Origin of the sequence: Natrinema salinisoli (assembly GCF_020405205.1) — an archaeon.
Classification (GTDB): Archaea; Halobacteriota; Halobacteria; order Halobacteriales; family Natrialbaceae; genus Natrinema; species Natrinema salinisoli.
In genome coordinates this window covers 1298951-1314914 of sequence record NZ_CP084469.1, presented here as the reverse complement: position 1 = coordinate 1314914, position 15964 = coordinate 1298951, and the positions used below count along the sequence as shown (strand labels likewise).

At 61.2% G+C, this 15964-nt stretch carries 17 protein-coding genes; 11 read left to right on the top strand and 6 right to left on the bottom strand.

The window, feature by feature from the left end; all coding sequences use genetic code 11:
• The first annotated feature begins 39 nt into the window (after positions 1–39).
• Positions 40–309: a queuosine salvage family protein gene (locus LDB05_RS06495; protein WP_226007111.1), complete on the top strand. Its 270-nt coding sequence runs from the start codon at positions 40–42 to the stop codon at positions 307–309.
• On the opposite strand, the gene LDB05_RS06490 is transcribed toward LDB05_RS06495, so the two are convergent.
• On the bottom strand, positions 310–654 hold the full coding sequence (locus LDB05_RS06490; RefSeq protein ID WP_226007110.1) for a hypothetical protein: 345 nt from the start codon (positions 652–654) through the stop codon (positions 310–312).
• 385 nt (positions 655–1039) lie between these two features.
• Here LDB05_RS06490 and LDB05_RS06485 point away from each other — a divergent pair, with 385 nt between their 5' ends.
• On the top strand, positions 1040–3688 hold the full coding sequence (locus LDB05_RS06485; protein WP_226007109.1) for a DUF1156 domain-containing protein: 2649 nt from the start codon (positions 1040–1042) through the stop codon (positions 3686–3688).
• A 112-nt stretch (positions 3689–3800) separates the two neighbouring features.
• Here LDB05_RS06485 and LDB05_RS06480 read toward each other — a convergent pair whose 3' ends face one another.
• The 4 genes from LDB05_RS06480 to LDB05_RS06465 form a co-directional block, all read right to left on the bottom strand.
• Positions 3801–5864 (bottom strand): HEAT repeat domain-containing protein, encoded by a 2064-nt coding sequence (locus tag LDB05_RS06480; protein WP_226007108.1) that lies wholly within the window; start codon positions 5862–5864, stop codon positions 3801–3803.
• A gap of 183 nt (positions 5865–6047) precedes the next feature.
• The gene (locus LDB05_RS06475) at positions 6048–6272 is read right to left on the bottom strand and encodes a HalOD1 output domain-containing protein (protein WP_226007107.1); all 225 of its coding nucleotides are present in this window, start codon (positions 6270–6272) and stop codon (positions 6048–6050) included.
• A gap of 7 nt (positions 6273–6279) precedes the next feature.
• Complete coding sequence (locus tag LDB05_RS06470; RefSeq protein WP_226007106.1) at positions 6280–6858, bottom strand: DsrE/DsrF/DrsH-like family protein; 579 nt, start codon at positions 6856–6858, stop codon at positions 6280–6282.
• Between the two features lie 2 nt (positions 6859–6860).
• Positions 6861–7106 (bottom strand): sulfurtransferase TusA family protein, encoded by a 246-nt coding sequence (locus tag LDB05_RS06465; protein ID WP_226007105.1) that lies wholly within the window; start codon positions 7104–7106, stop codon positions 6861–6863.
• 238 nt (positions 7107–7344) lie between these two features.
• On the opposite strand from LDB05_RS06465, the gene LDB05_RS06460 reads away from it, so the two are divergent.
• The 4 genes from LDB05_RS06460 (at position 7345) to LDB05_RS06445 (ending at position 10825) form a co-directional block, all read left to right on the top strand.
• Entirely contained in the window at positions 7345–8538 is a 1194-nt protein-coding gene (locus LDB05_RS06460; protein ID WP_226007104.1) for an MBL fold metallo-hydrolase, read from the top strand.
• Between the two features lie 4 nt (positions 8539–8542).
• A complete protein-coding gene (locus LDB05_RS06455; RefSeq protein WP_226007103.1) occupies positions 8543–9100 on the top strand; it encodes a YeeE/YedE family protein in 558 nt (185 codons plus the stop codon).
• A gap of 89 nt (positions 9101–9189) precedes the next feature.
• A complete protein-coding gene (locus LDB05_RS06450) occupies positions 9190–9624 on the top strand; it encodes a DUF6691 family protein (protein ID WP_226007877.1) in 435 nt (144 codons plus the stop codon).
• 19 nt (positions 9625–9643) lie between these two features.
• On the top strand, positions 9644–10825 hold the full coding sequence (locus LDB05_RS06445; RefSeq protein ID WP_226007102.1) for an inorganic phosphate transporter: 1182 nt from the start codon (positions 9644–9646) through the stop codon (positions 10823–10825).
• A 15-nt stretch (positions 10826–10840) separates the two neighbouring features.
• Here LDB05_RS06445 and LDB05_RS06440 read toward each other — a convergent pair whose 3' ends face one another.
• Complete coding sequence (locus LDB05_RS06440; protein WP_226007101.1) at positions 10841–11674, bottom strand: universal stress protein; 834 nt, start codon at positions 11672–11674, stop codon at positions 10841–10843.
• A gap of 301 nt (positions 11675–11975) precedes the next feature.
• Between LDB05_RS06440 and LDB05_RS06435 the strand changes: the two genes are divergently transcribed.
• The 5 genes from LDB05_RS06435 to LDB05_RS06415 all read left to right on the top strand — a co-directional run bounded on the left by LDB05_RS06435 (position 11976) and on the right by LDB05_RS06415 (position 15853).
• Positions 11976–12125 carry a DUF7512 family protein gene (locus LDB05_RS06435; RefSeq protein ID WP_226007100.1) on the top strand — a complete coding sequence of 50 codons (150 nt, stop codon included), beginning with the start codon at positions 11976–11978 and terminating at the stop codon, positions 12123–12125.
• Positions 12126–12127: 2 nt separating this feature from the next.
• On the top strand, positions 12128–13159 hold the full coding sequence (locus LDB05_RS06430; RefSeq protein WP_226007099.1) for a sulfite exporter TauE/SafE family protein: 1032 nt from the start codon (positions 12128–12130) through the stop codon (positions 13157–13159).
• Between the two features lie 71 nt (positions 13160–13230).
• Positions 13231–13635: a helix-turn-helix domain-containing protein gene (locus LDB05_RS06425; protein ID WP_226007098.1), complete on the top strand. Its 405-nt coding sequence runs from the start codon at positions 13231–13233 to the stop codon at positions 13633–13635.
• A 169-nt stretch (positions 13636–13804) separates the two neighbouring features.
• The gene (locus tag LDB05_RS06420) at positions 13805–14155 is read left to right on the top strand and encodes a thioredoxin family protein (protein WP_226007097.1); all 351 of its coding nucleotides are present in this window, start codon (positions 13805–13807) and stop codon (positions 14153–14155) included.
• Positions 14156–14425: 270 nt separating this feature from the next.
• Positions 14426–15853, top strand: a complete 1428-nt coding sequence (locus LDB05_RS06415; protein ID WP_226007096.1) for a sodium-dependent transporter — start codon at positions 14426–14428, stop codon at positions 15851–15853.
• Positions 15854–15964: the final 111 nt, after the last annotated feature.

Genomic DNA, 15964 nt, shown 5'->3' with positions numbered 1-15964 from the left:
TTCAAAGCTAATTTCGTGGCTCGATGTGTTCGGACACCAATGAACGTACTCGACACGGAGCCGTACTCCTACGTGTTGCTCGACGACGATGGCGAGTGGATCCTCACCTTTCTGCTGGGCGGGCCAGTCGTCCGTGACGTGTCCGTCGCGTTGACCGACGACGAAGTGGCTGCGATCCAGCGCGGAGACAGGTCAGCGGCGGCTCTCGTCGAGACGTTCCGCACAGATGCGTCGACCTACGACGGGCGGCGAGTACGACCGCCGGTCTGGCCCGGTCGTGACTCCGACGACTCGGATTCGAATGCCTGATCAGTGTTCCTCGGTGACGAGTGTGTCACGTTCGGTCGCCGCCTCAAGGAATGCCGCCTCTGGAAGGTCCGCGAGCGAACCGTGTGTAGACAGCGCTTCGACGAGCCACTCGGCGTCACAGTCGCGGAGAAACCCCTCCCACTCCGAGACATCGAAGTCGTCGAACCCGTAGGACGCGCCACCGAGTCCGTGCCCCTTCCCTCGCCACAACCGTATCTCTCGGGCGTCGAAGGAAATTCTGAGTTCCTTCGGCCAATCAGTCCCGTGTGGGATATCTGGACCAGGGTCGCCGCTCGTGAGAACGTAGTAGGTATCCGTCGAGTCCGATACGGGTTCGTCACTCATCCGTTGTCCTTCGGAGTGTCCCACTCCTACCGAATCGACACTTGGCCACAACCGACGATGCACGCTTTTTGTCGTCGTTCGAAAGGCGCGAAGCGCCCTTCGTGATGTCGAAACGGCGGAGCCGTTTCGAACCACGTTTGAACAACGCCGGAAGCGTGGTGAGCATCGTACTACCCAGTACGGCTGTAACGATAGTAAATCTGTTGGCGGAAATTGATTAAAATGACTAGGGGTGCTGTATCCCCGCCCTACTCGCTCCCTCCGCTCGCTGGTTGAGGACGGGGCTTAGCACCCACTCATCCAGCTAAATGACATTCACTCTACTGCGGCTCATCGTACGAGTCGCGTGCTTTATGCCAGAGAGCAAACACTCTACTGGTAGCAGATGTCTCGGAATTCACGGAGCGACCAGTCTGGCGACCGGACAAAACTTCCCATCGAGCGAGGGTTTCCGATAGAGCACGTGAACGAGATCGCAGAAAAGGAGAGTCGGGCAAAGCAGCACTACCGTCCCGTATACACGATGCACAAGTGGTGGGCACGGCGGCCGGGCTGTCTCTTCCGGGCGATCTCGCTGTACTCGCTGCTCCACGACGATACCGACGAGTCGGAGGTTTCGGTGTACGAGCCCGGCGATAACCAGACCCTCGGGGAAAATGGTCTCGACGAGTCGGACCTCCTGCGGGCCGTCTCGGAGGTGGATATGGAGGATCCAGAGTCACTTTGGGACTTCTATCCCAAGGACGTTCGCATCGAGGACAAGAAGGTGCTAGATCCGTTTACGGGCGGCGGGACCTCACTCGTCGAGGCATCGCGCTTCGGCGCGGAGACGGTTGGCTACGACCTGAATCCGGTTGCGTGGTTCGTCACGAAAAAGGAGCTGGAGGCTGGCCAGACCGACCCCGAAAAGCTCCAAGAGGCATTCGAGCAGGTGAAAGCAGACGTCGCCGACGAGATCACGCAGCACTACCGCACCCCCTGTTCCAACGGCGACCACGAAGCAGACGTGATGTACAATTTCTGGGTAAAGGAGCTCGATTGCGTCTCCTGCGGACATACAGTTCCGCTGTTTAACGACTACCGAGTGGCGAAGGGCCGATACGAGAACGACGATAAATACAACGTGTTATGTCCGGACTGTGGAGAGGTTACCCTCGTCGACGACTGGCAGAGCAAGAGTAATTGCAACGAGTGTTCTCACGAGTGGGTTCCCAAAGACGGACACGTGACACGCGGTGGCTACTACAACTGCCCCGAGTGCGGGCAAAAAGAGTCGATTACTGACGGGATCGCCGAAGAGGATGGGTACGGGCTGCGTCTTTATGCGGTAGAGTACTACTGTGAAGAATGTGACCAAGAAGGACTAGCACAGAGCGCATATAAAGGGTATAAAGGGGCGGAAGCTGTTGACAAGCAACTATTCGAGGCAGCAAAAAACGAGTGGAACACCCGGACAGATTTACATGAGTACGTACCCGGTGAAGAGATTCCGTCGGGACACATGACCTCCGAACGGAACCCGGTGTTCGACCACGGGTACGAAGAATGGACGGATATGTTCAACGAACGACAGCTATTATGCCTGGCAAAGTTGCTACAGAGGATCGATCAGGTTTCTGATCCGAATATCCGGGAGTACCTCCTACTCACGTTCACTGAAACTCTGAACTATAATACTATGCTGACCTCCTACAATCCGGGAAAGAACCTTATCGCAAATATATTCAATTCGAATTCGTTCGATCCTCCGCAGCGCCCTGTTGAGAATAACATCTGGGGAACGGAACACGGGACTGGCTCATTCACGTCAATGTGGGAGATGACTGTGAAAGGAGTAGAATATTCGAGTGCTCCGACAGAGCGCTATCTCGTATCTGGTAACAAGAAGAAAACGGACGGATTTGCCCAACCTATCGGCCAAAAATCGGCGGTCTATCTGGATGACATGCGAAAAATCGAGGCAGTAGACGAGTACGACATGGTCTTCACGGATCCTCCGTACTACGACAACATCATCTACTCGGAAGTCTCGGACTACTTTTACGTCTGGCAGAAGATCCTCCTCAAAAACGTACATCCCGGCTTCGACAAGGAGAAGACCCCGCGCGCGGATTCGATCGTCACGAACCCCTATCTGGACAAGACCGCCGAGGACTTCGAACACGAGATGGGGCAGGCGCTGGAGGTCATCAACGAGGCGCTGAAGGAGGACGGATCCCTGGCGTTCACATACCACCACAGCGACGAGGAGTCGTGGGGTGAACTCCTCGAATCCCTCTGCGAAACCGGCTTCGAGATCACCGCCACATATCCAATCAACTCGGACCTGAACAAATTTATCGGCGGCGAAGCTATCTCCTTCGATATCGTCATCGTCGCCCGTCCGACCGAGGAGCGAACGCCCATCTCCTGGAACGCGCTGCGCCGCCGGATCGTCCGCACCGCCAAAGATACCAGAGAAACCCTCGAAGAGAACCGTGAACTCAAAGGCGGCGACATCGGGGTTATCGAGATGGGGAAGTGCTTCCAAGAGTACTCGAAACACCACGGAGAAGTCCGTCGTGGGCAGGATATCATGACGGCCAAGGAGGTCGTCCAGAATATCTACGGCATCATCCAGGACAACACCCGCGGCGAGCAGGCGATCTACCTCGACCTGCTGGAGGAGTACAACCCCGGCTACGACGACCTGAACAAACATCTGCACCACTCCGACGCCTCCGAAGACCAATTCAAGGACATGCAACTCGTCGAGATGGATGGTGGCGCGTTCTCGCTGCTGGACTGGCGTGACGAAGGCCGACAGGCCTACGTTCAGGACAAAATTCAGGAGGGTGACGCGACGCCGCTAGACAAGGCCCACTTCCTGCGCTATCGCTTTGAGGAGGGGAAGGCGACGTCCGAGTATCTCGAACGCTGGGGCGACGACGACCTCACCGACGTCTGTGAGGGCCTGGCGACGGCCACGGGCGACGAGACGTATCTGCGAATGATCGGCGTCGATACCACACTCGACGAGTCTCTGGACCAATAGAACTTCGGAGCACCTCCATCACTCGAGTTTCCGCAATTTCGCGTCGAATCTCAGTCAGATCCAATCCAAGCGGTAACAGCACACCTCAAACGCGTTGGTCCGTCAGAAACACTCAACTCCGACGACGACCAAGCGCCCACGCTGCCTGCTCCCGAACCCGTTTATCAGGATCGTCTTTGAGTAGCCGCAACTGGTCATCTGGAACTGGTACATCGGCGTTCCCAATCAAGGTGCACACATTCGCCCGCACGGTCGAACGTGAATCGCTGAGAGCTTCGACCAATTGCTCATGTTCGTCACGAACTGCTTCGGGATTAGCTTCCCCGGCACGAAGTAGCGCAATCGAGGCGTGGACTCTCGTTTCTTCGTCTTCAGCAGTAAGAGACTCTGCCAGCTCCGGAGCAAGTTGGATGACGGATTCGGGATTCGACTGTGCGATGTCACCGAGGAGGCCAGCGGCGTTTGCACGAACCAACGCATCGTCGCTGGTGAGCGATTCACCGAGTTCGGCGGCGATATCGCTAGCCGCGTCGGGGTAGGCGTGTGCAATTGTTCCGATCGTCGAGAGTGCGTTCGTACGTAGATTTTCGTCGGACTCCTCGATACACTCGGTCAGGATCTCGACTGCCGGGAGGAGTTCCTCGGGATATGCGTCTGCGACGTTCGAGAACGCATACAGCAACCACTGGCGAGTTTCCAAGGTCGCTGAATCGAGTGCCGATGCCATCGCTGGCACCGCGTCCAGCACCCGTTTAGGAGCTACCTCAGCTACAATTCCGAAGCACTTCGCGATCTCCTCTGATTGCTCCTTATCGGTAAGGAGATCTAATCGAGCGAGGAGCATGGTCTCCAGTTCATCGCCGACCGCTTCGCGGACATCTTTTCGTTCCCCGAAGACCATGGCGACGAATGTCAGTGCTGGGACGGCCTCAACTTGGTCATTCTGTACAGCTTCGAGAACTGCCTCAACATCTCCGAGCGGGATTTGCTCTGGGTTCTCATCGGCAATCGACACTAATTCCGAAATTGCAGGTTCCCAGATCGCGTCGGGTAGCTGTTCGAGTGAAATCGGGTGAAGTTCACGGAGAGCTGGGAGACGAATCGTGATCGGGCTTTCTCCTACAATCGGTTGAAAACGAAACACCGGCGGCCCATTGAGGGGTTTTTCCGATGGCCGTGTAATTTCATCGTGGTAGCCGACCACCCGCTGTTCTTCGGTATCGTCCCGATACGCGATTTCGAAGAGGTACCCTTCGTCGAGGATGTTTTCGACTGTGGTTTCGGATTCAAAGCCTCCCGTCGTCGCTTCGTTGGAGAACCACTTCCCGGATTCGTGGGGCGGCTCCGTGATATCTGAAAGTGAATGTAAACCGGGAGCAACGACGTCTTCCCACGATATATGGCGGAATTCGTATTCGAAACCCTTTGTTCTGGCCTGAACACCGTTAATCCCAAGCGGATGGTTTTTCTCGGGTTCCCTTGCCTCCAGGATTTCGTCACGAGACGCACCGCCACGTTCGAGGATGCACCGTCGTGCTGCCGCAATAGCGAGCACACAATCCTGACGCGGTGCTTTCATGGGGAAATCGACGTCCTCCAGAGCAAGCAGATTGGCATCGACTTCAAGCCGGCTACTTCGCAAGTCCCAGTCGAGTTGGTCACTCAGTCCGTCCTGGTCGAATCCATCGTCGTGCTGCGAGAGTGTCACCTGGCCGCTATTTCTATCCCGGAACTCGGTGTTTCCTAATCGAATGCCTCGCGGGATTGCTTCGATAGGGATCTCTTCCCGCCAGGCGGTAATCATCGCTTCTTGTATCGTGATGGATTCCCCGTCGTCAGAAACTAGTTCTTTGTCCGGATCAAGATCGGCTTTTGCCGGATCATAGAGGAGCGCGTCAGCACCGACGACATCATAGACTCCACGCTCCTTCGCGAGGGCATTCCAGCGCCCCTCGATTGACCCCTCGTCTTGTTGGTTCAGCAGCGCGATCAGATCTTGAATTACGTCCGAGGTGAACTCCCCCTCGATCAATCCCGCTTCTTCCAGCGCCTTGATATCAGGACTGGCAACCAGTTTCCGAACGCGGTTCGTTATCTGCAGGGCCCGGTCTTGTTCCACTCCGTACTCCCGCTGCATCTTCTTCACCATCGTCCCTGCCCAATCACTTGCCCCCATAGATAGGGCAAGCACCCCGAGAACTATCATAGTGATTCGTATTTCGGCACAGATGACATCTCTGGTTACACGATTCGTTCACCGTCAGGATTTGAGCAAACACGATCGAGCCATCAGTCATCAAGTTGATTTATCCTGCCCGCTAACGAGACTCCACCCTGCGAAGAGAAGTGACTGCCCGGCTCAGCGAACCTGCACGCGGCCACTCTCGTCGACGACAACGTCGTGACCGCGGTACGTGAACCGAATTTCGAGTTCCGACGTCGTCGTCCCTTCGAGCAGCGCCTCGAGCGCATCCGGATCGACGACCTCCGCTAGCGGCGGATCGAGCGCCAGCGGCTCGACGTCCTCTCCCTCGGCGACGGCGTCGATGATTCGGGGGATCGGTCGCTTCGCGAGTTTATTCATCGGTGGATCAGACGAGGAGTTGGATGTCGGCCTCGGCCAGGTCCTGGATGGCCGTCGCGGCGCCGACCCCGGTGGTAACGCCATCGTAGAAGTCGTTCTCGTCGTAGTCCATCAGACCGATCGTCATCTGGCAGGCCTGGAACTCGACGCCCATGTCGAGCGAGGTGTCGATGAGCTCCTCGATCGTCGCGGTGTCGTTGTCGTCGATCTTCTTTTCCATCATCGAGGTGGTCACGCGATCCATGCCGGGCAGCGCGGCGACCGCGTTCGGTAGGGGCATGTTGGGGTTGCCGACCGAACTCAGCTTGAGGTTCTTCGAGCGCTCCTCGTGGAGGATGTCGAGCCCCCAGAAGGTGTGGAACACCGTCACCTCGTAGCCGAAGGCGGCGGCGGTGCTCGCCAGGATCAGCGGCGGGTACGCCATGTCGAGCGTCCCCTTTGTCGCGATGATCGACATCTTCTTCGAGTCGTCGTCGGTGTCGCTCGTTGCCTCCGACAGCTGTTCCTCCAGTTCGTCGACGCGCGCAGCGAGCTCCGCGCGGGAAGGGGCATCGCCGGCCGACGCGTCTGGTGTGTCCGTGCTCATCGTTACTCCGTCTTCCGCACGTAGTGCTTGTACACGTCGTCGCCCTCCGACTGGTCGACGAGTTCGACGCCGCCGGTGCCCGAGGCCCAGCCGTCGATGTCGCTCATGCTGCCGGGGTCGGTCGCCAGCACTTCGAGAACCTCTCCTTCGGCCAGGTCGTCGATGGCGCCCTTCGTCTTGACGACCGGCATAGGGCACGATGCGCCTTTCACGTCGAGCGTCTCCGCGATGTCGTATTCCGAACTCATGTGTTTGATCTGCTCCGGTGGTCTGTCTTGGAGCTAATGCACAATACCAACTCCGAGGTTAAAAGAATATTGGTTCTTGTGGATACGTCGAACATCTCTACTACGGTGGATGGCCTCTAAGTGTTATGAACGCGTGTATTATGGCGATTATGGCGTGGGACTGGCCAACTGTATTGTGGGGTTGGTGAATTTCTATGAAAACCCTTTTGTACATCAACCCTGTAGATGGGGGTGTACGATGAACGCAGACGACTTTCCCACTCCGGACGTCGAGGTCGAAACGATCGCTCCGGAGACGCTGAAGGACCGCATCGACGCTGGCGAGGAGATCACGCTCCTCGACGCGCGAATGAGCTCGGACTACGAGGAGTGGCGCATCGACGGCGAGACCGTCGAGTCGATCAACGTCCCCTACTTCGAGTTCCTCGACGACGAGATAGACGAAGACGTCCTCGAGCGGATCCCCGACGAGCGCGAGGTCACCGTTCTGTGCGCAAAGGGCGGTGCCAGCGAGTACGTCGCGGGCACGCTCGCCGAACGTGGCTACGACGTCAACCACCTCGAGAACGGGATGAACGGCTGGGCCAGCATCTACGAAACCGTCGAGGTCGAGCGCTACGACGGTCCCGGGACGCTCCGACAGTACCAGCGTCCCTCCTCGGGCTGTCTGGGCTACCTGCTGTACGACGACGGCGAGGCCGTCATCGTCGACCCGCTGCGCGCCTTCACCGACCGGTACCTCGACGATGCCGACGATCTCGGTGTCGAGTTGAAGTACGCGATCGATACGCACATCCACGCGGACCACATCTCAGGCGTGCGCGATCTCGACGCCGAGGGCGTCGAGGGCGTCATCCCCGCGGCAGCGGTCGACCGCGGCGTCACCTACGCCGACGAGTTGACCCGGGCGGAGGACGGCGACACCTTCGACGTCGGCGACGCCACGATCGAGGCTGTCTCCACGCCCGGCCACACGACTGGGATGACCTCGTACCTGCTCGGCGACAGCCTGCTCGCGACCGGCGACGGGCTGTTCGTCGAATCGGTCGCCCGACCCGACCTCGAGGAGGGCGATGACGGCGCACCCGACGCCGCACGCATGCTCTACGAGTCCCTCCAGGAGCGAATCCTGACACTCGACGACGACGTGCTGGTCGGGGGCGCACACTTCAGCGACGCTGCCGAGCCCGCCGAGGACGGTACCTACACCGCGCCGATCGGCCAGCTCCTCGAAGACATGGACGCGCTCACGATGGAGGAAGACGAGTTCGTCGAGCTGATCCTCTCGGACATGCCGCCCCGGCCGGCCAACTACGAGGAGATCATCGCGACGAACCTCGGCCAGGAGTCGGTCGACGACGACGAGGCGTTCACGCTCGAGCTCGGTCCGAACAACTGCGCCGCCAGCCAGGACTCCCTGGCCGGTGATTGAATAGATGGTCGTTGATCCAGCACCGCTCCAGCTGGCCGCCGAGCTGTTCCCCAACGGGATCAGCCGCTACGCCGTCGGCGGGCTGCTCGTCGGCCTCGGGGCGGTCGTGATCTACGTCGGGACGGGCATCGCCGCCGGCGCGAGCACGTTCCTCGAGTCGACGCTATCGTACGTCTCGGACCAATCGCGTTTCCAGCGGTACGTCGCCTCGCGCGACTGGCGCGTCGTGTTCACGCTCGGGATCGTCCTCGGCGGGCTGGCCTTTGCCGCGACCGTCCAGTCGGGGCTCGTTACGACATCGCTGTACGAGGCCGGAACGACCGGCGAGCTCTACGAGGTCGGCGGTCTGACGCTCTGGTCGACGACCGTCCAGCCCTGGCGGCTGTTCGTGGGCGGCGTCCTGGTCGGGATCGGCACCCGGATCGGCAAAGGGTGTACGTCCGGCCACGGCGTCTGTGGCGTCGGCTCGGCGTCGAAGACGTCGCTCGTCGGCGTCGCGACGTTCCTGACCGTCGCCATCGTGACCGCCCAGATCGTCGCTGCACTGGGGGTGAGCCCGTGATGCGCGAGACGCGAGCGGAGCGAGGGTCTCGGAACGGCGAGCGGGGAGGGGACCGACCCGCGAGCAGCCAGAATCGACATCCCCTGTTCATGCCGCTGATCCTGCTCGGGGGTTTCATCTTCGGGTTCGGACTCGGGTTCAGCCAGATGGCGCGGCCGGAGGTCGTGCTGGACTTCCTGCAGTTCGAGGACTTCGGACTGCTGTTCGTGATGTTCGGCGCGGCGATCGTCTCCGGGATCGCCTTCGCGGTGATGCCGCGGATCAGCGACGCGGCGCCGTTGACGGGCGACCGGTACGAGCGCCGGCTGAAGTCGTTCGACCGAAACGTCCTGGTCGGCGGCGGGATTTTCGGCGTCGGCTGGGGCCTCTCGGGCATCTGCCCGGGTGCGGCCTACGCCAGCCTCGGCGTCGGTAACGTGACGATCCTCTGGGCGCTCGCCGGTATGTTCGTCGGCGCGTACCTCCAGGGGTACTGGCGCAGCCAGACGGCCGACGCCGGTGCCGCAGCAGCCGGCGCGGACTAATCTAGTTTCACTTCTACTGATGTATCTAGCCACCGTCGTTCTCTTCGTCGTCGCAGCGCTCGCCAGCCTGTTTATGGCGTGGGCCATCGGTGCCGGCTCCAGCGGCGCGACTCCCTTCGCACCGGCAGTTGGCGCGAACGCCATCTCGACGATGCGGGCGGCGTTCGTCGTCGGCATCTTCGGCTTCGCCGGCGCCATCACACAGGGATCGAACGTCTCGGAAGCCATCGGAAGCGGGCTCGTCGGCGACATCAGTCTCCCGGCGACGGGCGTCATCGTTGTCCTGCTGATCGGAGCCGGGCTGATGGCAATCGGTATCTGGACCGGCTACCCGATCGCGACGGCCTTCACCGTGACAGGTTCCGTCATCGGCGTCGGTCTCGCGCTCGGCGGGACGCCCGTCTGGCCGAAGTACGCCCAGATCGGGACGGTCTGGGTGCTGACACCGTTCATCGGCGGTGGGATCGCCTACGGGATCGCGAGCGTCCTCCCCCGAGAAGACGTCCCGGAGCGGTACAGCATCTCGGTGTTGGCGGGCCTCGTCGGCGCGGTGCTGACCAACGTCGAGTTCGCTGGCCTCGGCCCGAACGGGACGGCCAGCTCGCTGTCCGGCCTCGCGCGACGGACGTTCGGCGTCGACGGGCTCGCGATCCCGGTCGTCCTGACGCTGCTCGTCGCCGCCGGGATCGCCGTCGCGGTGTCGCTGGACATCCGGCGCGACAAGTACGGCGGACTGCGGCGCGTACTACTCTCGCTCGGTGCGCTCGTCGCGTTCTCGGCCGGGGGGAGCCAGGTCGGGCTAGCCGTCGGGCCGCTGCTCCCACTCCTCGATGACGTCGGGACGATCTCGCCGCTCGTCGTGCTCGCCGGCGGCGGGCTCGGCATCCTCGTCGGGTCGTGGACCGGCGCCCCGCGAATGATCAAGTCGCTCGCGCGGGACTACTCGTCGCTGGGGCCGCGCCGGTCGATCTCGGCGCTCGTTCCCTCGTTTCTCATCGCCCAGCTCGCCGTCCTGCTGGGCGTGCCCGTGTCGTTCAACGAAATCGTCGTCAGCGCGATTATCGGCAGCGGCGCGGCCGTCGGGGGCGGCAGCGCCGTCAGCTCGCGGAAGATGCTCGTGACCGTCGGCGCCTGGGCGGGGTCGCTCGTGCTCGCACTTGGCCTCGGTTACTCGTCGGTCGTCGCGTTGCCGATCGGCTGACGGGGCCCCTCGAAGTTAGGCCGTCCGCGGCGGCGGGACCAGGTAGACGTTCCCCGCTGCCCGGGCGACGATCTCCTCGGAGACGCTCCCGAGCATCAGCCGACGGAGCCGGCTCCGGCCGCGCGAGCCGATCAGCGTCGTCGCGGGATCGACTTCGTCCTCGACGTCGAGGATCTCGTCGGCGGCGTCGCCGTACCTGAGTTCGATGCGCGTGTCGATCACCCAGTCCTCCAGTCGCTCTGCGAGCTCGGCGAGTTGCGCCTCGGGATCCTCGCTGGGATCCTTCGGTGACTCGACGTGGACGAGCGTCACTTCCTCGGTCGCGTGGCGAAGAGCAATGAACGCGTCGAACGCCCGTTCGGCGTTCTCCGAGAAGTCGGTCGCGTAGAGAATCCGCTGGAAGAGGTGCTCTCGAACCACCTCGGGCTCGTCGGTCGCGCGCTCGACGCGGTTGACCAGCAGCGGGACGACGGTCGTGCGCGCGAGGTTCCGCGCGGTCGACCCGATCACGCGGTTCTCGAGCGGGCTCTGTCCTCGCGATCCCACGATCGTCAACTCGGCCTGAACGGATTCGGCGATACCGTTGATGCGTCGGTGCGGCGTTCCGCGGACGACGTGTGCCTCGACGTCGAACCCGGCGTCTTCCATCACGTCCCGGTATCGCTCGAGGGCACGGCGGCGACGTCCCTCGAAGTCCATTCCGGGCATCCCCGAGTGGACGTTCGACGGCACGACCGTCACGAGGTGGATCTCGTCGACGCCGACGCGCCGGAGGCAGTCCAGACACGTCTCGTTCTCGATCGTCGCCTCGCTGGCCGCGGACAGGTCGGTCGCGTAGATCGCCCTCATGGTTCTCACGACGTAGCCGTTCGTAATATTGGTTAGTGTGTGAAATTTCACAGATGGGGAGTCGAGAGCGGTACGCCCGAACGCCGCGCGCGGCGTGCGCTCCTCTCTCGTTTCGCCGCGTACGGTGAAGATCCATATCGACATAAGTTATGCGTGTATCTCCGTGGGATACGCCGTGTATCCATAGCAGTAATATTGTGCAATACGTCCAAAACCGTTATTAGCTCCACTCTGCTAGGGGAGAGCGAGTACGAAAAAGTATGATCCAGACATTACAGCACAATTGTGTCGGTGTGAGAGAATGCTAGCTGTCAGTGATCTCCCCGCCGCCGTGGAGGCTGGAGTGCTGATCGGCGCCGTTCTGCTCGAAGCCATCGTCCTCTACGTGGGATACGGCCTCGCGGAACAGGCGTTCGGGAGTGCAGTGATCGAACGGCTCAAAGGGGTCTAACGATGGAGATACTGGGAATCAGTCTGGCAGTGTTGGTGCTGTTCGTCGGGTTCGGCCTGCTGATCGGGATCCTATTCGGGTTCTTCGGGATGGGCGGATCGTTCCTCGTCACGCCCGCTCTTCTCGTGATGGGCTATCCCTCGCGCGTCGCCGTCGGGAGCGGCCTGGCGTTCGTGTTCGGGACGTCCGTGATCGCGACGCTGAAGCACCGGGATCTCGGACAGGTCGACTACAAGCTCGGCGTGTTGATGATCGCCGGCACGACTGCCGGCATCGAAGTCGGTAAGGAACTCGTCCTCCACCTCGAAGAGCTGGGACTGGCTGGCAGCATCATCAGCGTCACCTACGTGTTCCTGCTGGGCGGCATCGGCGTCTTCGTAACCTCCGAGGCGCTGAAAGGCGGGGACGGCGGGGGCGTCGACCACGACGCCGCCGACGCCGAAGTTGACGATGCGGACATCCCCGATATCGCCAAGAAGATCCAGTCCTACCGCGTGCCGCCGATGATGAGCCTTCGCGGCGGTATCTCGGTGTCGCTGTGGATGATCCTCGGCGTTGCGTTCGTGACGGGGCTGCTGTCGGGCTTCCTCGGCGTAGGCGGCGGGTTCATCCGGATGCCCGCGCTGTTCTACCTGATTGGTGTGCCGGTGCCGATCGCCGTCGGAACGGACCTCTTCGAGATCGTCTTCTCGGGCGGGATCGGGAGCTTCCTCTACGCGATGGACGGCGGCGTCGACCTGTCGATCGTCCTCCCGCTGCTCGCCGGGAGCGCGCTCGGCGCGCGGATCGGTTCCGCCGCGACGAGCATCGTCGACGAGGAGGAGATCAAAGTGTACTTCGGGCTGATGCTGCTGGGCGGTTCGATCGCCGTCGCCGTCCGCGAACTCGGGAACGTCTACGGCATCCCGATCTTCGACACCATCAGTCTAGTGTTGATCCTCGGCTCGGCGCTGATAGTCAGCGGAGCGGTCGTCTACAGCAGCGTCGCCGCGCTGCGCGAGGAGCCCACGTCGGCATCGCCGGCCAGCGACTGAGTTACCCGCAGGATTGTGTAACCTCTACACAAGCCTTTTAACAGCGTAGTGCGTACCTGAACGTGATACCAATGCCAGATTCGATGTCCGAACAACTCAGGCAGGATATGGAGTGCGAGGGACTCCTCGAGTGTTTCCACGGGCTCAAACAACTCGACAGGGACTGCTTCCAGGCGCTCGTCGAAACCGAAGAGCCGCTCACCGTCGACGAGATCGCCGAGGCCGTCGACCGCGAACGGTCGACCGCCTACCGGGCAGTGCAGCGGCTGCTCCAGACCGGCTTCATCCAGAAGGAGCAGGTCAACTACGAGCAGGGCGGCTACTACCACGTCTACGAGCCGACCGACCCCTCGAAGATCGCCGACGACATGCAGCGAATGCTCAACGACTGGTACGCGAAGATGGGCCAGCTCATCGGCGAGTTCGAGACGAAGTACGAGCAGCACGACGCCGCGTCGGCATCTGCTGAAAGTTAATTCGACAGTTTCGTCGGTATCCTGGTTCGCCGTTCTCTCCTCGTCTTCCTGTCCGTCGATCTGTCCTTTCGATCCGCATCGCCCGCCAGGAGATGCGTGAGAAGCAGAGGGGTAGTATTGTGTATATTTCCCAAAACTCTTAACTACTGTCGGCCCGTACTAGACGGTGATGACAGTCGATACCGCTCCCGACGCAAGTACAGCCACGCCCGACGAGCCAGTCCACGTGGACGGACGAGACGAACTTGACGACACCGTCGCCGACTACGACGTCGTGCTCGCAGACTTCTACGCGGACTGGTGCGGTCCGTGCCAGATGCTCGAGCCGGTCGTCGAGACGCTCGCCGAGGAAACCGACGCGGCCGTCGCAAAGATCGACGTCGACGCTAACCAGCAACTCGCCGCCGCATACGGCGTCCGCGGCGTCCCGACGCTCGTGTTGTTCGCCGACGGCGAGCAAGTGACCGGCGTCCAGTCCGAGGACCAGCTGCGGTCGCTGATCGAGAGGCACACCGAGTAACGTTTTCTGACATCATCGATCAGAGGGAAGAAAAGAGAGATGAGTGCCTCTCAACGACAGTGCGCAAGCGAGGACGTGGCGTTTGAGGCTAGCCGTTGACCGGCATCGTTGTCTCGGTCTCCTCGTCTTTGGTTTCGAATTCCTAGATATGCTACCCCACTTTCGAGATCCAATTGTCCACGCGTCGTGTTCAGATTACATATCACTGCGACTGAACTGAGTCACTGATAAACAATTCTTATGCGCGCCGAGTCGGTTCCCTGAGACAGAATGGTACGTGAGAGTTGGTCGAGTCGCGCGGGATTTATCCTGGCCGCGGTCGGAAGCGCGGTCGGACTGGGGAACATCTGGCGATTTCCCTGGATGACCGCGGAGAACGGCGGGAGCGCCTTTCTGCTGTTGTATCTGCTCATCGTTCTCCTCGTCGGGGTGCCGGGATTGCTGGCCGCATTCGTGATCGGTCGACGGTCGAATCGGAACCCAGTGGGGGCGTTCAAATCGCTCGGCGGATCGGGTTTCTGGACGGCGTTGGGCGTGCTCTGTGTCGTCACCTCGATCATACTGATGTCGTTCTACAGCGTCGTCGGCGGATGGATCCTTCGGTACTTCCTCGAGAGCGCGACGGGTGCCTATTTCGCGGATCCCGAAACCCACTTCGCGGCGATCAGCTACGGTGCCGAAGCGTTCGGCTACCAACTCGCCGTCCTCGCGGCCACGTCTCTGATCGTCGCCGCGGGGATCAGACGCGGCATCGAGGCGGCGACGAAGGTAATGATCCCCGGCGTCGTCGTATTGCTCATTGGACTTTCGATCTGGGCGGCCCGACAACCCGGCGCCGCGCAGGGGTACGAGTTCTACCTCACATTCGACGGTGCCTACCTCGCTGAGAACTTCCTATCGGTACTGGGAGCGGCCGCCGGCCAGGCGCTGTTCACGCTCTCGATCGGCAGCGGGACGATGATCACCTACGCCTCCTACATTGACGACGACCGCTCGCTGCCCCTCGACGCCTCGGCTATCGCCGCGTTCAATCTCGGTATCGGCATCCTGGCCGGATTCGTGGTGTTCCCGTTGCTGTTTTCCTTCGCGGCGGGACCGACTGAGGGCGGCCCCGGCGCCCTGTTCATCGGTATCGCCGGCGCGTTCGCGAGCCTGCCCGGCGGGCGACTTCTCGGCGCGGTCTTCTTCCTCGTCGTTCTCCTCGCAGCCCTGACGAGTCTGATCAGCATGCTCGAGATTCCAGTCTCGTTTCTGGTTGACGAATTCGATCTCGAGCGGTCGACGGCAACCCGAGGTCTATTTGCGCTGATCGTATTCACCGGCGGTGTGAACGCATTCAGCCCTGCGGTGTTTACGCTGTTCGCGAACCACCTCGTCGATCTACTCTTGGTGCTTGGCCTGACCGGGTTCATGGTGTACACGGCTTGGGTCCTCGGTCCGGCTGCGGTCAAAGAGTACCTCGAAGGTGCGGGACAGCTCTCACGCCCGCTGGTGGTCCCGTGGCGATACGCGATCGGGACGCTCTTCCCGGTGTTTCTCCTCTTTACGTTCTACGCCGACATCGCGGCTCTGGTCGGGCTCTCAGCGGGAACGGGACTGTTGTTGGTCGCGGCGCTGCTGACGGTGATGGCACTCGTCCTAGTGGCCCGCCGTTCCGTCTCCGAAAACCGACCGCAACCAAGCGAGAGTACAGACTAACTGAGACAAATCGTTCAGTGCGAACCGAACGCTTGCGCTCCGAGCGCGACAGAGTCGCGCCCTCGGCGAAATCTCGAGAGAGCGAAGCTTGCTCGGACTGGGCGATTCCGA